18 protein-coding genes and 3 pseudogenes are annotated in these 20203 nt (G+C 66.7%); 9 read left to right on the plus strand and 12 right to left on the minus strand.

Annotated elements, in window-relative coordinates; all coding sequences use genetic code 11:
* Positions 1-56: 56 nt before the first annotated feature.
* The 8 genes from Q0C38_RS09630 to Q0C38_RS09665 form a co-directional block, all read right to left on the minus strand.
* On the minus strand, positions 57-254 hold the full coding sequence (locus Q0C38_RS09630; RefSeq protein ID WP_291296870.1) for a hypothetical protein: 198 nt from the start codon (positions 252-254) through the stop codon (positions 57-59).
* 298 nt (positions 255-552) lie between these two features.
* A complete protein-coding gene (locus Q0C38_RS09635; protein WP_291296871.1) occupies positions 553-2328 on the minus strand; it encodes a M28 family peptidase in 1776 nt (591 codons plus the stop codon).
* Between the two features lie 180 nt (positions 2329-2508).
* Positions 2509-3276, minus strand: coding sequence for an SDR family NAD(P)-dependent oxidoreductase (locus Q0C38_RS09640; RefSeq protein ID WP_291296872.1), 768 nt, complete (start codon positions 3274-3276; stop codon positions 2509-2511).
* Positions 3277-3328: 52 nt separating this feature from the next.
* Positions 3329-4381, minus strand: coding sequence for an ABC transporter substrate-binding protein (locus Q0C38_RS09645; protein ID WP_291296873.1), 1053 nt, complete (start codon positions 4379-4381; stop codon positions 3329-3331).
* 57 nt (positions 4382-4438) lie between these two features.
* Positions 4439-5485: an ABC transporter ATP-binding protein gene (locus tag Q0C38_RS09650; protein WP_291296874.1), complete on the minus strand. Its 1047-nt coding sequence runs from the start codon at positions 5483-5485 to the stop codon at positions 4439-4441.
* Positions 5486-5502: 17 nt separating this feature from the next.
* Entirely contained in the window at positions 5503-6270 is a 768-nt protein-coding gene (locus tag Q0C38_RS09655; protein WP_291296875.1) for an ABC transporter permease, read from the minus strand.
* Complete coding sequence (locus Q0C38_RS09660; protein ID WP_291296876.1) at positions 6267-7106, minus strand: ABC transporter permease; 840 nt, start codon at positions 7104-7106, stop codon at positions 6267-6269. The genes Q0C38_RS09655 and Q0C38_RS09660 overlap by 4 nt, the downstream gene beginning before the upstream one ends.
* Positions 7107-7172: 66 nt before the next feature.
* Positions 7173-7907, minus strand: coding sequence for an SDR family NAD(P)-dependent oxidoreductase (locus Q0C38_RS09665; protein WP_291296877.1), 735 nt, complete (start codon positions 7905-7907; stop codon positions 7173-7175).
* A 628-nt stretch (positions 7908-8535) separates the two neighbouring features.
* Here Q0C38_RS09665 and Q0C38_RS09670 point away from each other — a divergent pair.
* Positions 8536-9114, plus strand: coding sequence for an MbcA/ParS/Xre antitoxin family protein (locus tag Q0C38_RS09670; RefSeq protein WP_291296878.1), 579 nt, complete (start codon positions 8536-8538; stop codon positions 9112-9114).
* Positions 9115-9227: 113 nt separating this feature from the next.
* Positions 9228-9797 (plus strand): RES family NAD+ phosphorylase, encoded by a 570-nt coding sequence (locus Q0C38_RS09675; protein WP_291296879.1) that lies wholly within the window; start codon positions 9228-9230, stop codon positions 9795-9797.
* A gap of 334 nt (positions 9798-10131) precedes the next feature.
* On the opposite strand, the gene Q0C38_RS09680 is transcribed toward Q0C38_RS09675, so the two are convergent.
* Both Q0C38_RS09680 and Q0C38_RS09685 read right to left on the minus strand, forming a co-directional pair.
* Entirely contained in the window at positions 10132-10278 is a 147-nt protein-coding gene (locus Q0C38_RS09680; RefSeq protein WP_291296880.1) for a hypothetical protein, read from the minus strand.
* Positions 10279-10295: 17 nt separating this feature from the next.
* A complete protein-coding gene (locus Q0C38_RS09685) occupies positions 10296-11774 on the minus strand; it encodes a dienelactone hydrolase family protein (RefSeq protein WP_291296881.1) in 1479 nt (492 codons plus the stop codon).
* Positions 11775-11871: 97 nt separating this feature from the next.
* On the opposite strand from Q0C38_RS09685, the gene Q0C38_RS09690 reads away from it, so the two are divergent.
* The 3 genes from Q0C38_RS09690 to Q0C38_RS09700 all read left to right on the plus strand — a co-directional run bounded on the left by Q0C38_RS09690 (position 11872) and on the right by Q0C38_RS09700 (position 16186).
* Positions 11872-13647, plus strand: coding sequence for an ABC transporter transmembrane domain-containing protein (locus Q0C38_RS09690; protein WP_291296882.1), 1776 nt, complete (start codon positions 11872-11874; stop codon positions 13645-13647).
* Positions 13648-14358: 711 nt separating this feature from the next.
* A complete protein-coding gene (locus Q0C38_RS09695) occupies positions 14359-14685 on the plus strand; it encodes a hypothetical protein (RefSeq protein ID WP_291296883.1) in 327 nt (108 codons plus the stop codon).
* Between the two features lie 265 nt (positions 14686-14950).
* The gene (locus Q0C38_RS09700) at positions 14951-16186 is read left to right on the plus strand and encodes a sorbosone dehydrogenase family protein (RefSeq protein WP_291296884.1); all 1236 of its coding nucleotides are present in this window, start codon (positions 14951-14953) and stop codon (positions 16184-16186) included.
* A gap of 116 nt (positions 16187-16302) precedes the next feature.
* On the opposite strand, the pseudogene Q0C38_RS09705 reads toward Q0C38_RS09700, so the two are convergent.
* Positions 16303-16485 (minus strand): annotated as a pseudogene (locus Q0C38_RS09705) (IS3 family transposase); the annotation flags it as partial.
* A 236-nt stretch (positions 16486-16721) separates the two neighbouring features.
* Between Q0C38_RS09705 and Q0C38_RS09710 the strand changes: the two are divergent.
* The 3 genes from Q0C38_RS09710 to Q0C38_RS09720 all read left to right on the plus strand — a co-directional run bounded on the left by Q0C38_RS09710 (position 16722) and on the right by Q0C38_RS09720 (position 19299).
* On the plus strand, positions 16722-18344 hold the full coding sequence (locus tag Q0C38_RS09710) for an ABC-F family ATP-binding cassette domain-containing protein (protein ID WP_291296885.1): 1623 nt from the start codon (positions 16722-16724) through the stop codon (positions 18342-18344).
* A 149-nt stretch (positions 18345-18493) separates the two neighbouring features.
* A complete protein-coding gene (locus tag Q0C38_RS09715) occupies positions 18494-18925 on the plus strand; it encodes a hypothetical protein (RefSeq protein WP_291296886.1) in 432 nt (143 codons plus the stop codon).
* Positions 18922-19299 carry a hypothetical protein gene (locus Q0C38_RS09720; protein ID WP_291296887.1) on the plus strand — a complete coding sequence of 126 codons (378 nt, stop codon included), beginning with the start codon at positions 18922-18924 and terminating at the stop codon, positions 19297-19299. Before Q0C38_RS09715 ends, Q0C38_RS09720 begins: the two co-directional genes overlap by 4 nt.
* On the opposite strand, the pseudogene tnpC reads toward Q0C38_RS09720, so the two are convergent.
* A pseudogene (gene tnpC, locus Q0C38_RS09725) lies at positions 19200-19847 on the minus strand (IS66 family transposase); the annotation flags it as partial. The gene Q0C38_RS09720 and the pseudogene tnpC overlap by 100 nt on opposite strands.
* Between tnpC and Q0C38_RS09730 the strand changes: the two are divergent.
* Positions 19840-20112 (plus strand): annotated as a pseudogene (locus Q0C38_RS09730) (transposase); the annotation flags it as partial. The pseudogenes tnpC and Q0C38_RS09730 sit on opposite strands and share 8 nt — an antisense overlap.
* Between the last annotated feature and the right edge of the window lie 91 nt (positions 20113-20203).

A 20203-nucleotide genomic window follows, 5' to 3' on the forward strand; every position in this document is an offset into this window, starting at 1 on the left:
ATGACGGGATCGATCATCTCGGGTCCTCAGTGCAGCCAGCCGCCGCGCGGTGCAAGCTAGCGGCTCTGAGGGGTCGTCCCAGCCGGTGCCGTCTCGAATCCCGGCGGGGGGGCGATCTTCCCAGGGGTGGGAAGCTCGCCGATCGTTTGCACCGGCGCCAGCGTCACGCCACCGCGGCCCCAGTCGCTGCCGTACATCGTCACGATCCAGCCGCCGAGGCCCGGTGCAGCCAGCGCTTCACTCGCAGCAGCCATCTCCTCGTCCGTCGACCGCGCCGCAAAGGGTGACGTGCCGTCCGTCCTGGCCGAGCACGATCCAGGAGCACTGGGCGAGAGCCATCAGGCCCCCGCCTCGATGGCGCGGATCTGCGCCTTGAGCTCCGCCAGGCGACGACGCCAGCTGCCTGATAGGGCAGGAAAGTGAGCTGCGTCGGTCACCGTCACAGTACACGTTGCGCGAGCGTAGCGAGCAGCACATCAACCGCTTTGGAGAGCAGCCTCGGCATTGTCGCACGCGACATCAAGTCCGCCGACAGCTTCCTGGGCCAAGCGTTCAGCCTAGCCTAGTCAGCGCTTCAGAGATCACCGCGGACGAGTCCACCATCGCATCCGCGACGCGGTTGCGCGCACGCACGAGCTTGGTTTCGAGCATCCAGCGTGCCTCGCCAGCGGGAAGTGTCGCGAGTTCAGGGACGTTGTAGAGGCAGGGGATCATAGTGGTCTGCGGCGTGAAACCGTAGGGGTCGTGGCCGTAGGTACCGATCGCGGTGCTCTGCAGGGGAACGAGGATACGGGAGAGCCGCTTCATCGTTGCATTGAGGAGCTGTGCCGCGTCCTCCGAACCACGTCCAGCAGCGAAGGCTGACGCCTCGGTGGCCGCCCGCGTGTCGAGCCTCGCGGCCTCGGCCGCGAAGCGGTTCGCAGCGGCCAACGTGCTCTCGAGTCCGACCGTGCTGCCCGCCGGGGCGAGCTCCTGCAGACGCGCCACCACCTGCTCGGCCACCGGGGCGAAGCGGAATGGCAGCACCGGCGCCGTGCACAGCTCCCACAGATAGGCGCCGTAGACACGGATATGCTCCTGCATCAGCGTCCAGTCCATCTTGTCGAGGCGGTTCTCGACTGAGTGGTGCCACCAACCGAGGTCGGCCATCGCTGTCGCGCGCAGCTCTGCTTCTGTGAACGAACCTTCGGCATGGAACATCGGGATGCCGATGCCGAAGAAGGACGCGTCGCCATTCTTGACAGAACGCCTCCACTTCGTCCGCTTCGTGCCCAGCAGGCGTTTCTCGACCGCGTCGAGGAATGGCTTCAGCTCCGCATTCGAGGCGGTCGACCATTCCGTGGTGCCGACGAAAGCGGGCTGGTCGACCTGGAGGTAGGCCACGCAGTTGGCCCGCAGCCGATCCCAGTTGCGGTCGCAGAACCAGGATGAGCCCGCCATGGTGCCGGTCTCGTGCGCGGTCCAGAAGCCAAAGGTGATGCCGCGGCGCAACTGCTCACGATGCAGGTTGAACACGCGCGCGAGCTCCATGAGGCAGGCATTGCCCGCCGCATTGTCGGTCGCCGCCTCGCCAGGCCAGGAATCCTGGTGCCCACCGACCAGGACAAAATCCGCTGCTTCGGGGCTCGCCTCCGGCGCTGGCAGGTTCGCGGTCGTGATCTGCACAGGCCGCCAGCCGTTCTCGACGTGGGTTCGGAACCGGAGCTTGACGGAGCCCTTGCCCAGCAAGTCGCGCAGCCTCAGCCCCGCCGTGCGGGCGATGCCGATGCACGGGATCGTCGGCATCTCTGTCGTGACGTTGTCGGGCGTCGGATTGCCCCAGACCGGCTTGACCGAACCGAATGGTACGGCGGTGTTCTCCGGGTGCCCCCAGTTCATCATCACCGCTCCGATCGCGCCCTTCATCGCGGCGATGCGCTGCTTCTCGTGCCGCGCCGGCGAATAGGAAAGCTCGGTCAGGATGATCTTTCCGCGTGCATCCTTGCCGGCATAGTCGGAGAAGCCGCCGCCACCGACATCGAGCAGTTCGCCCTCGATGCCGTCTTCGATCGTGAGCAGGCTGTGGCCGAGCGTGTTCGCCTGCAGGCTGATCTCGACCGGCGCGACGACGCGGCACTCAGCATGCTCTGGGAATGAGACAACAGCGGGGAACTCGTGCAGCGCTGCGTCCACGAGGCCGGCGGCGCGCATTGCGTCGCGCGAATATTCCGCCATGCGTTGACCATTCGCCGATCCGGCAGCACGATACGGAATGTCCATTGCGATTTGTTCGACATGGCGCCGAATGTTGTCCGCGGATAGATCCGCAAGAATTGCCGCTTCGGTCATCGCCCGATGTGCTCCGACACCTGTGTCACTCCTTTGATCAAGCCGTAGCAGGAACGATCGGGCGCAACAATCAAGCCGCGCCGACGCCTGGCCAGATGAGGTTGCACCCTTGTTCGTCCCTGCGCGCCGACCTCCAGAGACCCCTCCCTCCAGTGCCCATGGACGTTGGCTGACGGAGCCTCAGACACTCGCGGAACGCATCAGTGGACGCCCCGTGAGGAACCCGCCATCGACCGTCAGCACTGCACCTGTGATGAACTCTGCCTGATCGGAGGCAAGGAACGTGACGGCACGCGCAACATCCTCTGGCTGGCCGATACGGCCATACGGGATCATCGGCAGGAAGTTGCGCTTGTAGTCTGCACTCACACGCTCGCCCTCGACTTCGATGAGTCCTGGGGCGACCGCGTTGACACGAATGCGATGAGGTCCGAACTCCATCGCCATGCACTTGGTCAGCATGACCAACCCGGCCTTCGATGCGCAGTAATGCCCCGCACCAGCGCGTGCGGAGAACGCTGCCGTCGAGGCGACGTTGACGATTGATCCACCGCCGCCTGCGGCGATCCGCCTCCGCACGAAGGACTGCCCACACAGCAGCGGTCCTTTGAGGTTCGTGTCGATCACCGCATCCCACGCGGCTTCCGCCATATCGATCAGCGGATTGTCCGGATAGACGCCAGCATTGTTGACCAGGAGATCGGGCGTGCCGAGCGCCGTGTCGATCTCGGTGAACACTGCCTCAACACCCGCCGCGTCCCGTACGTCCAGGGACCAAGCCCGCGCGCCGGCGGCCCCCATCCCCGTCAGGCTTTCCGCGACCGCGGCGGCAGCCTCTCGGTTGAGATCCGTCACGGCCACAGCAGCTCCTTCGCGTGCGAAGGCTTCGGCAATTGCGCGCCCAAGCCCACGTGCAGCGCCCGTGACCACGGCGATTTTGTTGTGCATGCGTCCCGTCCTGTCTGGGCTGGCGGGGCGGCATGCGCCGCCCCGCCCGTTATCAGCGCGTCGTGATCTCGCGGTTCCAGCGGTCCGTCCACTGCGGCAGCTGGGTTGTCACGTGACTCCAGTCTGCGGGGAGCAGACGATCAAGCGTTGCCTCGCCCGCAGGCAGCTTGCGTGCGACATCCTCAGGTAGCTGAACCTTGCGATTCACGGGCGTGAGGTAGGTGTGCCGGGCATTGGCGGCCTGCGCCTCGACGCTCAGCACATAGTTGATGTAGCGCTGCGCCGCATCGAGCCGCTTTGTACCGCGGGCGATCCCAATCGTGGAATCGATGATGTAGGCGCCCTCCTGGGGAATCACCCAACCGACATTGCCGCCGGAGTCGATGAGCCCCTGGGTACGATCGCTCGTCCAGGTCGTGATCCAGATGTCGCCCTGCGTGAACATCTGCGCCACCTGGGCGTGCTGATTCCAGAACGTGACGATCGATGGCCGGAGCTCGCGCAGGCCGACGAAACCTGGATCGATGTTTCGTTCGCCGCCGCCGCCCATGCGCGCGGTCATGAGCAGCAGCATGACGCCGTGCGAGGTGTTGATGTCGGGGATCGCGAGCCGATTGCGGTACTCGGGCCGCCAGAGGTCGCGGTAGGAGGACGGCGGCGTGGTGATCCTCGTTTTGTCGTAGGCGATCACCTGCGCGACGTACATGAACTTCGTGTAGGGATCACCAGCGATGCGGAACCGCGGGTGCAGGTCCGCCATGTTCGGCACTGTCGCGAGCGTGAGCGGCTCGAACAGCCCTTCTGCATTCGCCTGCGCGGCGCCGACCTCATCCATCATGATGACGTCGATGCGCGGATCGGCACGTTGCGCGCGCATCATCGCTACCGTCTGCATCGTCAGCCCGGTGGCAATGCGGATCCGGATACCGGGATTGGCACGCTCGAACGGCTCGATCACGGCACGGCGCCAGCCTTCCTCGAACGATCCGCCATAGACGATCACAGTCAAGTCCTGCGCTTGCTGTGCGTGCGCCGCGCCGCTGTGCAGCGACGATCCCGCAACGCCAAGACAAGCTGCCAAGCCTAACGTCCAGAGCCTGCGCATCTTCTTTTCCTCCGTCTGGCCCTGCCCGGATCGGCAGGGCTCATTGACCTCGCGGACTCAGCCGACGAGGAATTGCGTATCCTCCTCCCGCAGCACCACCCCGACCAGTGCACCGTCCTCACGCGGTGCAATGCCGTGACGAAGTTGTTCCTGAACGGTCAGTTCCGGGCCGTCGGTCAAGACGACGACGTACTCCATCATTCCCGCCGTCCGTGCCGTTCGCCGCACTATGCCCTCGCGTGCCCCCGCCACACCTGGCGGGCAGATGTCGACCTTCTCTGGACGGATGCACAGCGCGCCACGCGCGCCGGTGCTTGCGCGTCCGCGCGCGGCGAACACACCGCCCGCGTCGGCACGGAACGTCATCCGGCCATCGCCGCTGGTCTCGGCCACGCCATCGATCAGGTTCGAGGTGCCGATGAAGTCAGCGACAAACCGCGTCGCCGGTTCATTGTAGATCTCGGCAGGCGTACCCGCCTGCTCGATCCGCCCGGCATTCATCACCGCGATCCGGTCCGCGATCGACGACGCTTCGTCCTGGTCATGCGTCACGAACAGGGCGGTGATGCCGACATCCTTCTGCAGGCGGCGAATCTCCTGGCGCATCTGCACACGGAGCTTGGCATCGAGGTTCGAGAGCGGCTCATCGAACAGCAGAAGCTTCGGGCGCAGGACGAGCACGCGCGCAAGCGCGACCCGTTGCTGCTGTCCGCCCGAAAGCTGGCGCGGATAACGTTCCTCGAAGCTTCCAAGCCCGACGAGTTCGATCGCCTCCGCGGTTCGGCGGCGAACCTCGTCCTCTGGAAGATGCCGGCAGCGCAGCCCGAACGCGACATTGCGGCGCACGGTCATATGCGGGAACAGGGCGTAGCTCTGAAAAACCATGCCGGTGTCACGCTGATTCGCCGGCACATGTGTGATGTCGCGGCCGTCCAGCAGAATGCGGCCGGCACTCGGCTCGACGAAGCCGGCGACCATGCGCAGCGTCGTTGTCTTGCCGCAGCCAGACGGACCGAGCAGCGCAACCATCTCGCCCTTGCCGAGCGACAACGTAACCGCATCCACGGCGACGCTGTCGCCATAGATTTTGCGCAGGCCCTGCATCTCAAGATCATACGTTGTCATGTGTGACGGACATCCAGGAAGCGACGGTAGAGGGGTACGCCGACCACCAGCCATACGAGGATCAACAGCGTCGAGACTGCCGAGACGGAGGGGCGGCTTGAGTACTCAAGGGATGTGAAAATCCGTATCGGCAGCGTCTGCATGCCGGGGCCAGCGAGGAACAGCGAGACGACGAGCTCGTCGAAGGAGATGATGAATGCGAACACTGCACCCGCCACGACACCGGGCCGAATGAGCGGCAGCGTGACGAGGAAAAATGTCCGCATCGCGCTGGCGCCGAGGTTCTTCGCGGCTTCCTCCACTGCTGGATCGAACTCGGCGAGACTTGCTGAGACCATGCGGATGACGAACGGCGTGGTCAGCACGGCGTGCGCCGCCACCATGCCAGGAAATGTTCCCGCCAGCCCGACCCAGTTGAAGAAAATCAGCAGTGCGAGACCGAGCACGATCGCGGGGAAGAAGATCGGCGAGAGGAAGAGGGCCGAGATCGCTGTCTGTCCGCGGAAGCGCCCCCGCACCAGGCCGAGTGCAGCCAGGGTGCCAAGGACGGTGGCGATCGCGGTCGAGGCGGCGGCAAGTGCTGTGCTGAATCGCATCGCTGCGAGGTACTCGGGGCTCGCCAGGACTTCGCCAAACCAGCGCCACGTGAAGCCCTGGGGTGGAAAGACAGGATACGCGGTGGCCGTGAACGACGTCGCGATCACGACGAGCACTGGCGCCATGAGGTAAAGCCCGACCAGCGCGACGATCAGCCAGAGAATCATGTGCCGCGCTCCTGCCGGGCGAGCCTCATCGCAATGAGGAACAGCACCACCACTGTGGCAAGCATAACGAACGCGATCGCGCCGCCGAACGGCCAGTTCAGAAGGCTCATTCCCTGCTGGTAGATCAGCGTCGCCATCACCGGCACACGCGGCCCACCGATGAGGCTGGGTGTGACGAATGCACTGATCGCCAGGGTGAAGACGAGGACGGACCCCGAAAGGATGCCCGGTAGGGAGAGCGGCAACGTGATCTGCAGGAACACACGTAGCCGGCTCGCTCCGAGGTTGCGAGCAGCCTCGTAGACGCGCGGATCGATGTTCAGCAGAGCGGCATCAAGCGCTAGCACCATGAAGGGCAACAGCACCTGCACGAGCGCGACCACAATCCCCAACATGCTGTACATGAAGCGGATCGGGCTATCGATCACTCCGAGATCGATCAGCGTGCGGTTGATGAAGCCGTTGTTCGAAAGAACGATCATCCAGCCGAAGGTACGCACGACAGCACTGGTCAGGAGCGGGAGCAGGACCACGAAATAGAGAAGCGCCCGCGGCGTTCCCCGCAGCCTGGAAAGGCCGTAGGCCATCGGAAAGCCGAGCACGAGGCACCATGCCGTCACTTCGATGCCAAGGCGCAGCGTTCTGAGCAGGATGCCCAGATGGTAGGGGTCGGCGACGAATGCGACGTAGTGCGCGATGGTCCAGGCATCCTGGATGCCGCGTCCAGCCTCGTACGTGCGGAAACTGATGACAAACAGCGTGATCAGCGGGCCGAGCATGAAGAGTGCGAGCCAAGCGAAGTTCGGCAGAACAAGTGCCGCGCCCTTCTGCCTCATCGGTCTTGCATCCGCAGTCCCTGGCCCGGCCGAGCACCCATCGCCGGCGTTCTCATTCTGTCCGGGTCAATTGATAAAGGCTCCGCCATCAACATCGATCACCTCGCCAGTCATGAAGAGAGGCTCGGCGCAGGCAAGGAAGGACGCAACCACGGCAACGTCCTCTGGCGTTCCGATCCTGCCCACCAGGATCGAGCGCGTGAGTTGATCTCGGTTGGGCGCGAATGTCGCGCGGGTTCGTTCCGTCTCGATCGGTCCGGGACAAATGGCGTTGACCAGCACGTGTGGTGCGAGTTCCACCGCGAGGCCGCGCGTCAGACCGAGGACGCCAGCCTTCGCGGCCGCGTAGGCGAAGCGGCTCACGCCCGTAGGGCTCGGGCCATGGTTCGCCGAGACCGACGAGATGTTGATGATCCGCCCAGCGCCCTGCGCCACCATCTGCGGAGCGACCGCATGGCTCCAGTTGAAGCAGCCCTTCAGGTTGACCGCCATCTCGCGGTCCCAGTCGGCTTCGGTGATCTCCAGGATGCGCTTGGTCTGCGGCATCGCCGCGTTGTTCACCAGGACATCGATCCGACCCCGGCGCCGGATGATGTCGCGGGCTTTCTCGTGCACGTCTCCGTAGTCTGAAACATCACTGTCGAGTGGCATGGCATCGACACCGAGCGAACGGATCTCGCTGGCCGTCTGCTGGAGTTCATCCTCCAGAACATCAACTGGTGCGACTGCGAAACCCTGACGTGCAAGTGCCAAGCAGATCGCACGCCCGATGCCACGCGCACCTCCCGTGACAATCGCCATTTTGGCCCCGTGGACAGCCATTGAGCGTTACGCGCCTGACTTTTTTGACGATGGAACATTCATCCCAGTTCGATAACAACTAATCATGACGCGCTATCACTCGCAAGGCACGATCCCGTAACGGCTTGCAAGCGTTACGGTGTAGAGAGGATGCTCCCCAGCGAGCGCGTAGGCGCCACCGTAGCGGTCGTCGCTGAGGCCCGTCCGCGTGGCGCGGGCGCGGGGCCGACGCACGTCACAGTCCGCGTGCCGCTCCGCATCAAGCGGCGTTCGGGGCGCAGGACCATGATGACGCCTGTCATGGATGGCCTGCCAACACCGACCGCGACGCGCGGGGATCCGACGCTGCTCAAGGCGCTCGCGCGCGCCTTCCGCAAAAGCGGATGCTCGACGAGGGCCGATACGCTTCCATCAGCGAGATGGCTGCGGCCGAGAAGATCGAGCGGGGCTACCTCGGGTCGCTGCTGCGGCTCACGCTGCTTGCGCGGGACATCGTTGAGGATTGTCTGTCGGGTGCGCCATCCTCCGCTCTTCAGTTGGCCGATCTACAGGCGCCATCTCCAGACGCATGGGCTGATCAACGCCCTGTCCTGGTGGCGAGATCGTGCCGCCCGAAGGCAGGCGGAGGTTGACAAGTCCGGATCTGGACATGATATCCTCATTCGAACTGGAGGTCCTCATGGCGAGGCTCAGACACGCTCCCACACCGACAGCGGCGTCTTCGCCGCCGATCCTCGACACGAGCCGCTTCACGCCCTCGAACCGTCGTCGGCTCAGCGGTCCAGGCATGCGGACGTTTCTCGCGATCGCGGATCTCTGGCGGCTGCCCGAGGAGGACAGGCTGCGTGTGCTCGGCTTGCCTTCGCGTTCCACCTACTACGCGTGGGTGAAGGCCGCACGCGACCAGGCAGACATCACCCTTCCGGTCGACACGCTGCTTCGCATCTCTGCTGTCCTCGGCATCCACAAGGCCTTGCGCATTCTGTTCACCACCGAGCGCGAAGGCGTCGAGTGGCTGTACGACCCCCATCAGGCGATGCCTTTCGGCGGGCAACCGCCAATCTCGCTCGTCAATTCGGGAACGCAGGATGGGTTGATGCTGGTGCGCCGGTTCCTCGATGCGGCCCGCGGCGGCTTGTACATGGTGCCGAATGACGCTGACCGCGCGTCCATTCCCCTGCGCGACGAGGACATCGTTTTCGTGTGAGCACCCTCCCTTCGTGCAAAGCCCCTGATCCAACCTGGCGCCTGATTCCATCGCAGTTTCCGCCGATTGGCGCCTTCGATGCCGTGGCGAGCGCTGTGGATCTCGAGGCGGTCATGGAACTCGAAGGCTGGACGAATGATCGGCTCCTCGCCGAAAGACTAGCGCGTCTGCCCAAGGCAGAATGGGTGTACGGCGTGCCGAATGCGAGCGTGATCATGGCGTCGTTTCTCCACGCTTCCCCCGAGGGCAACCGTTTCAGCAGCCCCGACCTGGGCGCCTGGTATGCTGGCGCAGACATCCGGACGGCGGTCGCGGAGGTCGCACATCATCTTCGTCGCGAAGCCGTGGCGCGAGGGAAGTCCGAGGCGCGCCGCAGCTACCGCAGTTACCGTTCGCGCCTGACCGGCGACGACTTCGTCGATCTCCGCGGGGCGCGGTCCGCCCATCCTGAGCTTTATGCGGAAGCCAGCTACACTGCCTCTGAGCGGTTTGGCGAAGGCGTCCGCGGAACCGGAAGGTCCGGCATCGTCTACGACAGCCTGCGGCATGCTGGCGGCACGAACGTCGTTGCCTATCGCCCGCGCCGGATCTCGGATGTGCTACAGACTGATCACTACGACCTGATCGTTCCCATTGCGGGCAAGATCATTGTGCGTCGATTGAACGTCTCATCCGAATCCTAGTGGCGATGGGCAAGAAGGCCCTCAGCGAACGCGACATTCGGACCATCATCACACCCGCCTTGCGCGCCGCTCGCTGGGACGAACTGGAACCGGGGGACGAAGGTCTCTGGCGCGTCGCGGCTACCGCAGCCCTGCGCGTGCCGATGAGGTCCGGGCGAATGTCCGATTCCTGTAGCGCCCCCGGCGCAGCCTGGAGCGGGAGCCGATCTCACCCCCCTCTCGCCTGCTGGGATCACGTTCGACGACCGAGGTCCATGCTGGGCTATCGTTCCTGCCCGTGAAGGTGGGCGAGGCGGTGGCGATGCCCGGAAAGGGGGACATGGGATCATCCACTTCACCCGCGCGCCGCGTCGTAGATGCGACTGATCGAAACCTGCGTTCCCTCCTTGAGCATCGTCGCCGTCTCCGTGTTGAGGCGGCCGTGCAATGCCACGGGTGCGGCGGTCGCGGCACGGGTCTCGGCGGCGATCGGCTGCCGCACGACGGTTGGCCCGCGTGCTACCGCGCGACCATCGGAAACGTCACCGCGATCGCCCAGGCCAGCGCGACCGCGTTTCCAAAGGCCGCCACCAGCGGGTGACCGGTGGCGCGGAACACCCAGCGGCTGATCAGGCCATAGACCACGAACAGGATCAGGATCACCGGGATGATGATGATCAGGAAGAACAGCCGTCGCAGGTCCAGCGCCACTGCCAGCGCGAGCGAGACCAGGAAGGCCGCCTTGGTGGCCGCATAGAGCCAGCGCGGCGCGCCCGGCGCGCGGGTGAACAGCTCGTCCGCGGCGAACCAGGGCAGGGTGGCCAACAGCATCGCACCCACCAGCCACACGCGCGGCCCCACCGGCACGAAGGCGGTCACATAGGCATCCAGCGGCAGGCCAAAGGCCAGCACCTGCCACCCCGCCACCAGCAGCGCCGCCAGCAGCAGGGGGCGCAGCGCCGCCTCGGGCCGTGCCACCGGAATGCGGCGCCAGGCCAGCGCCAGCATGGCAAGCCCGCCATAGACCACGAAGTGAACGGCCAGGTAGTCGCCCAGCAGCAGCGGCAGGAAGCTGGTCGGCACCAGGCGCAGCAGCAGCGGCGTGGCGAGCGCCGGCAGCACCAGCACCGGCCACACGCGCCGCCAGCCCAGCAGTGTCGCTGGGGCATCGGGGGCCGCGCGCGGCAGCAGTTCCGCCAGCGGCCAGCACAGCGCCACGAGGCCCAGGAACAGCAGCCCGATCCAGCCGCCGCGGGCGTCGATCGGGCCCTCGGCGTTGCGGTCGAAGGTGCGGGCCAGCCAGGCCCGCGTCGCTGCCAGCGTTTCGGTGGCATAGATCACGCCGATATGCTCGACGCCCGCCGCCACCACGCCCTCCCGCACCGTGCCGGGCGCCGCGAGGGCGACGATGCGCGCCACCTCGTCCCGCAGGATCGCCGGCTCCCAGGCGCCGACGATGGCCAGCAGCCTGGCGGGTTCGATCGGCGTAACGCCCGGCGCCATGGTGGAGATCGCGACCGTTGCCGCAACGCCCGGGTTGGCGAGTGCGTAGCGCAGCACGATGTCGGCCGCCATGGAGTGCCCGATCAGCGCCACCCGCCCATCCGCCGCTGGGTGCGCGCGGGCAAACCCCACCACCTGGTCGAGCGCCCCCAGCAACGCGCGCGCGGCGGTGCGGTCGTTGGTGATGCCGCCGGTCATGGGCTCTGTGTTGCGGCCGTGGCCGGGGAAGTCGAACGTCACCGCCACGAAGCCGGCCTGGGCGAGCGTGGTGGCGAATTGCTGCATCATCTGCTGCGAACCCGCGAAGCCGTGCGCCACCACCACCGCGGGCGCGCGCTCGGACCCGGCGGGCTGGTACAGCGTCACTGGCACGGGGCCCAGGAAGTGGCGGGTGATCGTGAGCCCTGCCTCATTCGCGCGCATGGCGCCAAGCGAGACAAGGATGGCCGCCAGCGCCAGCACGCCGACCACGATCCGCGGGATGATTCGCAGCACGCAGTGAGCGTGCAACGGCCCGTGGCGCGTTGTCGATGCCATGCCAAACCTCCGCCTCGTCTGGTCTTCCCCCGCTACGTCGTGCGAGCCTGCGCCCGTGACCGCTGAACCCGTTTCCGCCAGGCCGCGCGCGCCCGTGGGTGCGCTGCGCCTGATCCTGCCCTTCCTGCGCCCCTACCTGCCCCAGGCACTGGGCGCGGCGCTGGCACTGCTGGCCGCCTCCGGCCTGCTGCTGGGGCTGGGCCAGGGCCTGCGCCTGCTGATCGACGAAGGCTTCGGCAGCGCGGACGCGGGCGGGCTCGACCGCGCTGCCCTCGTGATGTTCGCGGTGGTGGCGGGCCTGGGCGTGGCCACCTCGGTTCGCTTCTACCTCGTGTCGTGGCTGGGCGAGCGTGTGGCCGGCGACCTGCGCCGCGCGGTGTTCGACCACGTGGTGGGGCTCTCCGTCAGCTTCTTCGAGACGGCGCGCACCGGCGACATCCTCTCACGCCTCACCGCCGACATCGCGCTGCTGCAGGCGCTGATCGGCACCGCGATTTCCCAGGGCATCCGCAACACACTGACGCTGGTGGGTGCTGCCACCATGCTGGTGCTGACCAGCCCGAAGCTGGCCGGGCTGATGCTGGTGGTGGTGCCCGTTGTGGTGCTGCCGCTGGTGCTGTTCGGCCGGCGCGAACGCCGCCTGTCGAAGCTCGCGCAGGAGCGGGTGGCCGACCTCGCCGCACAGGCGGAGGAAACGCTGGCCGGCTTGCGCACCGTGCAGGCCTTCACGCACGAGGGCCGCGACCGCGCGCGGTTCGGCGAGACCGTGCGCGCCTCGGTCGACACGGCGCTACGGCGGGTGGCGTCGCGCGCGACGCTGATCCTGATCGTCATCCTGCTCGGGTTTGGTGCCATCACCTTCAGCCTCTGGGTCGGCGGGCATGACGTGATTGCGGGCCGCATGACCGGCGGCGCGCTCTCGGCCTTCGTGTTCTATGCCGTGCTGCTGGCCAGCGCAGGTGCCTCGATCAGCGAGCTCTGGGGAGAGATCCAGCGCGCGGCAGCGGCGGCCGACCGGCTGCTGGACCTGCTGCGCACCGCACCGTCCATCACCGCGCCCGCCGTGCCCGCTCTGCTGCCAGAGCCGCCGCAGGGCCGCGTGGCGTTCGAGGCCGTGACGTTCCGCTACCCCACGCGGCCCGACCAGGCCGCGCTTGAGGAGTTCTCCCTGGCCGTTGAACCCGGGGAGACGGTCGCGCTGGTTGGCCCCTCCGGTGCGGGCAAAACCACGGTGCTGCAATTGCTGCTGCGCTTCTATGACCCGCAGGCGGGGCACGTGCGCGTCGATGGCCTGGACGTGCGCAGCCTTGACCCCACCGCGCTCCGCCGGCGGCTTGGCCTGGTGCCGCAGGACCCGGTGATCTTCAGCGCCAGCGTGGCCGAGAATATCCGCTTCGGCCGGCCCGACGCGGGCATGGAAGAGATCATGGCCGCCGCCGAAGCCGCCGCGGCTGACCGTTTCATCCAGGCCCTGCCGCAGGGGTTCGAGACGCATCTGGGTGCGAAGGGCGTCACGCTGTCGGGCGGGCAGCGCCAGCGCATCGCGATCGCCCGCGCCATCTTGCGCGACGCGCCCATCCTGCTGCTGGACGAGGCGACGAGTGCGCTCGACGCGGAATCGGAGACGCTGGTGCAGCAGGCGCTGGCCAGGCTGGCCCAGGGCCGCACCACGCTGGTGGTGGCGCACCGGCTCGCCACCGTGCGCCGGGCCGACCGGATTGTGGTGCTGGATGGCGGGCGCATCGTGGCCAGCGGCACGCACGGGGCGCTGGTGGCCGAGGGCGGGCTGTACGCCCGCCTGGCCGCGCTGCAGTTCAGCGACGCGGCCTGACGCGCGTGGGGCTGATCAGGCAAGACGCTCGCTTGCAGGTTGCCGCGCCGTAAGCCGCTCGCGGTCGGGGCATCAGACCTTGATGGCAGAATCCCCCAACCCTCAAGGTTCGGAGAGTTTCCCGCATCGGCAGAGAGAAACGGTCGGCCGTTGCGGTGGCGCATCATCGAGGTTGCGCAGGAAACACCCAAAGAATCTGCGGCTCCTGGGCGCGCGGCGACGATGGAGAGACTGGTTTATGTGACGCTACTGGAGCAGCAGAAGGAACCGGGGGCGGAAACTCGCTGGCGCGTGGTGGTGCACTATTGTCAGCCAGGGCCCCGTGCAACGGACGTATGATGATTGAACCGAACCCACAACTTCTCGCGCCCATGTAGGCCGACCCGCTACGCTCCCGCCGAGGCGGCCAATGGGCGCTCAAGGGCAGAATGGATGAATGCCCACAGCCGCCCGACATATTCGGACGCGCCATGCGCTGAGGCCTGTGGCAGATACAAGAATGAGGGACGCACAAACGCGGAGACCGAGCATAAGTCGCCGATCTCGCTGCAGCAGCGACGTGACGCCACCAGGCGCGACCATTGCGAAGCTTCGGAAACTCGACGTTTTGTAAACGTAATGAATGGGCTGGGACCACGACCGTACGGACTGCAGCCATATGTGGCGGAGAAGAGCGAGGAGCTCACATGACCAACGATGCAGGCCTGTGACATGGACAAAGATACACTGGCAGCATGGGCGCTCTCGAACGGATGGCGGATGGTCGCCGGGCACCCGAGCCTTACCAAGCCTTCGTCGCCGAAGGAGGCGATCGTCCGGATGGTGTTCAAGGCGACGGTCGTGAACGTTGAGGTCAAGAAGCCTGCGGGGAAGTGGGAAAGGGTCGCGGGGGCACCTTACGGCGCCGTCGAGGTCAATCCCGAAGTGGGCCTTCCGCGCGGCCTCGGCCTCGAGACCATCCCAAGCATCAGCATGCTGATGCAGGAGAATAAGGACCGCACGGTCTTTGAGCGAATGATGGGTACACCCAAGCCGTAGCGGCGCGCTGCCGCGGCGATCACTGGTCTTTCTTGACGGGCCGATCGGGATCCATGGGGAGGGTGGCCTGATGCCGGAGCTCGGCTTGCCGCGGTCGCCCCTATCGGACCATCACCCGTTCCCGCAGTGCTAAGCATGAATTAGCGTCTCGCGCTTCGGTCCCTTCGAGACGCCCCCTTCTCACGGAGTAGAAGCCTTGAGCTTTTCAAGCCTCTTTGCGCATGGTGTTGCATTGCTTGGCGGCACAGCGCTGCGCTTGCGGCGCATGCGCGACGGCACGCCGACGCCGGCGTGGGGTGATGCACCTGTCATCCCTGCAGCCAAGCCACAGGGCGCGATCCCGACGCTCAAGATGCCCACCGCGCAAGGCTGGAGCGAAGGGCAGACGCCGGTCGCCGCCCCTGGCCTCAAGGTCAACGCTTTCGCGCGCGGCCTGAAGCATCCGCGCTGGATCACCGTCCTCCCGAATGGCGACGTGCTGGTGGCCGAGGCAAGCAGCGTTGCGCGCAAGACCATGCGCAACGTCTTCGACTACGCGATGGTGAGCACCCTTCGCCGGGCCGGAGCGGTGGGCGAGAGCGCGAACCGGATCACCCTGCTGCGCGACCGGGATGGGGACGGGGTCGCCGAGGTCCAGCAGGTCTTCATGGATGGTCTGAACCAGCCCTTCGGCATGGCTGCGCTCGGCGACCAGCTCTATGTCGGCAACACCGACGGCGTCGTCGTTTTTCCCTACGAGCAGGGCACCGATCGCATCACCGCGCCGGGCCGCAAGCTCGTCGACTTCAAGCCTGGCGGACACTGGACGCGCAGCCTGCTCCCAAGCCCAGACGGCAAGAAGCTTTATGCCGGCGTTGGCTCGCTCACCAATATCGCCGACGAGGGCATGGAGGTGGAGGAAGGGCGCGCCGCCATCTGGGAACTCGACCTGGAGACCGGCAGCAACCGCATCTTCGCGGGCGGGCTGCGCAATGCTGTCGGCCTGGCCTGGGAGCCGGAAAACGGCGTGCTCTGGACCGTGGTGAACGAGCGGGACGGCCTCGGCGACGAGACGCCACCTGACTATCTCACCTCCGTCCGCGATGGCGGCTTCTACGGTTGGCCCTACTGCTATTGGGACAGGGTGGTGGACGACCGCGTGCCCCAGGATCCCGACATGGTGGCCAAGGCAATCACGCCGGACTATGCGCTCGGCGGACACACGGCGTCGCTGGGGCTCTGCTGGGTGCCCGCCGGGACGCTGCCGGGCTTCCCCGAAGGCATGGCGATCGGCCAGCATGGCTCCTGGAACCGCAGCAAGCTCAGCGGATACAAGCTCGCGTTTGTCCCCTTCGAGAATGGCCTCCCGTCTGGCCCGGCACGCGACATTCTGACGGGCTTCCTGGCACCAGACGAAAAGGTCTCCTACGGGCGACCCGTGGGCGTGACGCTCGCGCCAGACGGTTCGCTGCTGATGGCAGATGACGTCGGCGATGTGATCTGGCGGGTTACAGGCGCCTGATCGCGATGGAGCGCGAGTGCCGATGCAAGCGGATGGACCTGGGAACCGGCTCCTGCGGTTTCGGATCAGCTGCCGGGAGCAGAGTGGTTGCTGGATGTCCGGTTAAGGCGAATGTCCAGCCACTTCAAATGGTCCAGCTTCAGACCACCGAACTCAGCGCGACAGCGATAGTACGTCGGCTCCGTCACGCCGATCGCTCGCACCGCATCGGCCACCGTCTTCCCCTGGCCGACCAGCACCTCCGCCTGCCGCAGCTTCGCGACGATCTCCTCAGGCGTATGCGCCTTCTTCCGCCCCATCCCCAAACTTCCCATCGCTGTCGCCGGACTACATTACCGGCGGACCGCTTCTAGGGGGTCAGGTCAACCCAGCCATCGGTCGTGAAAAGCCTGGACTGACGTCGCTGAGAGGCCGCGCAGCCTGGGTCGTGCAGTCATGGTCAGCTAGGTGCGCCTGCCGCCGCGCTCGCACCGCTCGGCCGCGGGCGCGCCATGTGTCATAAGCGCGCGGCAACGGTTCCAGGGTTCAGACGCGCATGATCCGCCTCGACAGCATCGGCAAGCAGAACGGCCGGCAGATCCTCTTCGTCGACGCTTCCGCAGCACTTCAGAAAGGCGAGAAGATCGGCCTCGTCGGCCCCAATGGCGCGGGCAAGACCACGCTGTTCCGCATGATCTCGGGGCAGGAGCCGCCCGACGAAGGCCAGGTGCTGGTCGATCGCGGTGTCAGCATCGGCTTCTTCAGCCAGGACGTCGGCGAGATGGCGGGGCGCAGCGCCGTCGCGGAGGTCATGGACGGCGCGGGCGACGTGAGCACCGTGGCGGCGGAGTTGCATGCGCTGGAGGCGGCCATGGTCGATCCCGACCAGGCCGGAGACCTCGACGCGATCATCGAGCGGTTCGGCGAGGTGCAGACGCGCTTCGAGGCACTCGGCGGCTACGCGCTCGAAGGCAGGGCGCGCGAGGTGCTCGCTGGCCTGGGCTTTACGCAGGAGATGATGGACGGCGACGTGGGTGCCCTCTCGGGCGGGTGGAAGATGCGCGTGGCACTCGCCCGCATCCTGCTGATGCGCCCCGACGTGATGCTGCTGGACGAGCCCTCCAACCACCTCGACCTGGAAAGCCTGATCTGGCTCGAGGGGTTCCTCACCGGCTACGACGGCGCGCTGCTGATGACCTCGCATGACCGCGCCTTCATGAACCGCATCGTGCGGAAGGTGATCGAGATCGATGGCGGCTCCCTCACCTCCTATTCGGGCGACTACGAGTTCTATGAACAGCAGCGCGCGCTGAGCGAGAAGCAGCAGGAAGCGCAGTTCGCCCGCCAGCAGGCGATGCTCGCGAAGGAGACGGCGTTCATCGAGCGGTTCAAGGCCCGCGCCTCGCACGCCGCGCAGGTGCAGAGCCGGGTGAAGAAGCTGGAGAAGATCGATCGGGTCGAGCCGCCGCGGCGGCGCCAGACGGTGCGCTTCGAATTCATGCCCGCACCACGCTCAGGAGACGATGTGGCCGTGCTCCGCGGCGTGCACAAGCGTTACGGAAGCAAGGTCATCTACGATGGGCTCGACCTGCTGGTGCGGCGGCGGGAGCGGTGCTGCGTCATGGGCATCAACGGTGCCGGCAAGTCCACGCTGCTGAAGCTCGTGACCGGCTCGACGGAGCCGGACGCGGGCTCGGTGGCGCTCGGCGGCGGCGTGAAGCTCGGCTACTTCGCGCAGCACGCGATGGAACTGCTCGACGCCGAGCGCACCGTGTTCGGAGCGCTGGAGGATGCCTTCCCCCACGCCGGGCAGGGGCCGCTGCGCGCGCTCGCCGGGTGCTTCGGCTTCTCGGGCGATGACGTGGAGAAGCGGTGCCGCGTGCTGTCGGGCGGCGAGAAGGCGCGGCTCGTGATGGCGAAGATGCTGTTCGATCCGCCGAACTTCCTGGTGCTGGACGAGCCCACCAACCACCTCGACATGGCGACCAAGGAGATGCTGATCGAAGCCCTGGCGCAGTACGAGGGAACGATGCTGTTCGTCTCGCACGACCGGCACTTCCTGGCCGCCCTGTCCAACCGTGTTCTCGAACTCACGCCGGAGGGACTGCACCACTACGACGGCGGCTACACGGAGTATGTCGGCCGAACGGGCCAGGAGGCACCTGGCCTACGGAGCTGACGCGCAGTGGTCGGTCGTGGCGTGCCGGAATGGTTACCCGACAGCGCCGACGAGCTCCCGGCCCGCTGCATCCCTCCACCAGCCAGTGGAACACCCGGCCGGAATCGATCACCGCGGTCTGTCCCGTCATGGTCTCGGTGCGGCACATCGTGACCACCATCGCCGCGCAATGGTCCTTGTCGGCGGGCTTCTTGAGGAACGAGGCGGACGCCGAGGGCTCGACGAATTCCGGCCGGAGATTGGCCGTCGCGCGCGTGCCGGCCGGGGAGATCGAGGGCGGCGTGCTTGCCCAGGTGCGGGCCCTGCTTCGCCAGCCCGAGATCGTGGTCGGCACCTGGCAGGCCGCGCGCGACACCGCGACGGGTGTGAGCGAGCCGGAGGTGCGCGTCGCCCTCGAACGCATCGAGCCCCTCTGGGACGAGCTGTTCCACGCCGAGCAGACGCGGTTCGTCCGGCTGCTGGTCGAGCGGATCGACGTCCGCGCCAGCGGCGCCGCGGTGCGGCTGCGGCTCGATGGCCTCGGCAGTCTGGTGCGCGACCTGGCGGCGAAGGCGGGCGACGCGGGGAGGATGGCCGCATGAGTGACGCACCGCAGACGCTCACCGTCGTCATACCCCTCTCGGTGAAGAAGCGCGGGGGCCGCAAGGCGATCATCACGCCCGGGGTGCTGGAGATCGAGCGCCGCCAGGACATCACGCTCATCAAGGCCGTGGCCCGCGCATTCCGCTGGCGGCGGATGCTGGAGGAGGGACGCTTCGCGACCCTTACCGAGCTGGCGGCGGCGGAGAAGATCAACCGGACACCTCGAATAACCGTATGCGTGGCGCCGGGACCGTTTTGGGTGGCGCTTGACGATCAGCGCTTTTCGGCTGCGGGCCAGCACCACGGCATGAGCTCGTCGATGCGGCTGTTGGGCCATCCGTTGACGAGGCGGGTCAGCACGTCGGTGAAGTAGCGCTGCGGGTCGACGCCGTTGAGCTTGCACGTCTCGACCAGCGAGGCCACGGCGGCCCATCGTGCCCCGCCATCGTCGCCGGAGGCGAACAGGGCGTTTTTTCGGCTGAGGCAGATCGGGCGGATGGCGCGTTCGACGGTGTTGGTGTCGAGCTCGATGCGGCCATCCTCGAGGAACCGCGCCAGGCCCTCGTGATGGTTCAGCACGTATCGTATGGCCTCGGCGGTCGGGCTGCCGCCCGGCAGGCGCGCACGCTGTGTCGAGAGCCAGGTGAACAGATCTTCGACGAGGGGGCGGCTTCGCTCGTGGCGGACGGCGCGGCGCATGTCGGCCGGCTTGCCGCGCACCTCCGCTTCGATCGCATAGAGGGCTGCGATCCTCTGCAGCGTCTCCTGCGCGATCGGTGCCGTCATGCCCTGCGCCAACTCGATGAACTGCCGGCGGGCGTGCGACCAGCAGAACGCCAGCGTCATGCCGTCGCCCGCCGCGGCCAGCGTCTTGTAGGCGCCGTAGCCATCGCACTGCAGGATGCCGCGGTAGCCGCCCAAGCCCCAGCAGAACGGCTTCGTGGAGAGCTTCAACGGCAAGCTGCGGGACGAATGCCTCAACGAGGAAGTCCTCGACAGCCTGGCCCACGCCCGGCGCGTGCTCGCCCGCTGGCGGCACGACTACAACCACCACCGGCCTCACTCGTCACTGGGCGGGCTGACGCCCGCAGCGCGCCGGTCGCTCGAGCTCGCGAGGGGCATCGCTCCCGGCGCGCTCGCCACTCCAACCACCATGCAGTATGAAAGGGCCGGACTCTCGATATGAATGAGGGACCCGAGGGGCGCAGGTCATGACCCGCAAACAGCAAGCATGGATGCGTCGCGCGTACTGCCGTAACACCGGTACAATTTTCTGA

The organism is Elioraea sp. (assembly GCF_022842375.1).
Taxonomy (GTDB): domain Bacteria; phylum Pseudomonadota; class Alphaproteobacteria; order Acetobacterales; family Acetobacteraceae; genus Elioraea_A.

Excerpts from the sequence above, each read along its gene's own strand:
- Q0C38_RS09645 (WP_291296873.1), bottom strand. The coding sequence starts at position 4,381 with ATGCGCAGGCTCTGGACGTTAGGCTTGGCAGCTTGTCTTGGCGTTGCG.
- Q0C38_RS09695 (WP_291296883.1), top strand. The coding sequence starts at position 14,359 with ATGGACAAAGATACACTGGCAGCATGGGCGCTCTCGAACGGATGGCGG.
- Q0C38_RS09710 (WP_291296885.1), top strand. The coding sequence starts at position 16,722 with ATGATCCGCCTCGACAGCATCGGCAAGCAGAACGGCCGGCAGATCCTC.
- Q0C38_RS09665 (WP_291296877.1), bottom strand. The coding sequence starts at position 7,907 with ATGGCGATTGTCACGGGAGGTGCGCGTGGCATCGGGCGTGCGATCTGC.
- Q0C38_RS09700 (WP_291296884.1), top strand. The coding sequence starts at position 14,951 with ATGCGCGACGGCACGCCGACGCCGGCGTGGGGTGATGCACCTGTCATC.
- Q0C38_RS09660 (WP_291296876.1), bottom strand. The coding sequence starts at position 7,106 with ATGAGGCAGAAGGGCGCGGCACTTGTTCTGCCGAACTTCGCTTGGCTC.
- Q0C38_RS09650 (WP_291296874.1), bottom strand. The coding sequence starts at position 5,485 with ATGCAGGGCCTGCGCAAAATCTATGGCGACAGCGTCGCCGTGGATGCG.
- Q0C38_RS09720 (WP_291296887.1), top strand. The coding sequence starts at position 18,922 with ATGAGTGACGCACCGCAGACGCTCACCGTCGTCATACCCCTCTCGGTG.
- Q0C38_RS09655 (WP_291296875.1), bottom strand. The coding sequence starts at position 6,270 with ATGATTCTCTGGCTGATCGTCGCGCTGGTCGGGCTTTACCTCATGGCG.
- Q0C38_RS09675 (WP_291296879.1), top strand. The coding sequence starts at position 9,228 with ATGGAACTCGAAGGCTGGACGAATGATCGGCTCCTCGCCGAAAGACTA.
- Q0C38_RS09635 (WP_291296871.1), bottom strand. The coding sequence starts at position 2,328 with ATGACCGAAGCGGCAATTCTTGCGGATCTATCCGCGGACAACATTCGG.
- Q0C38_RS09640 (WP_291296872.1), bottom strand. The coding sequence starts at position 3,276 with ATGCACAACAAAATCGCCGTGGTCACGGGCGCTGCACGTGGGCTTGGG.
- Q0C38_RS09630 (WP_291296870.1), bottom strand. The coding sequence starts at position 254 with ATGGCTGCTGCGAGTGAAGCGCTGGCTGCACCGGGCCTCGGCGGCTGG.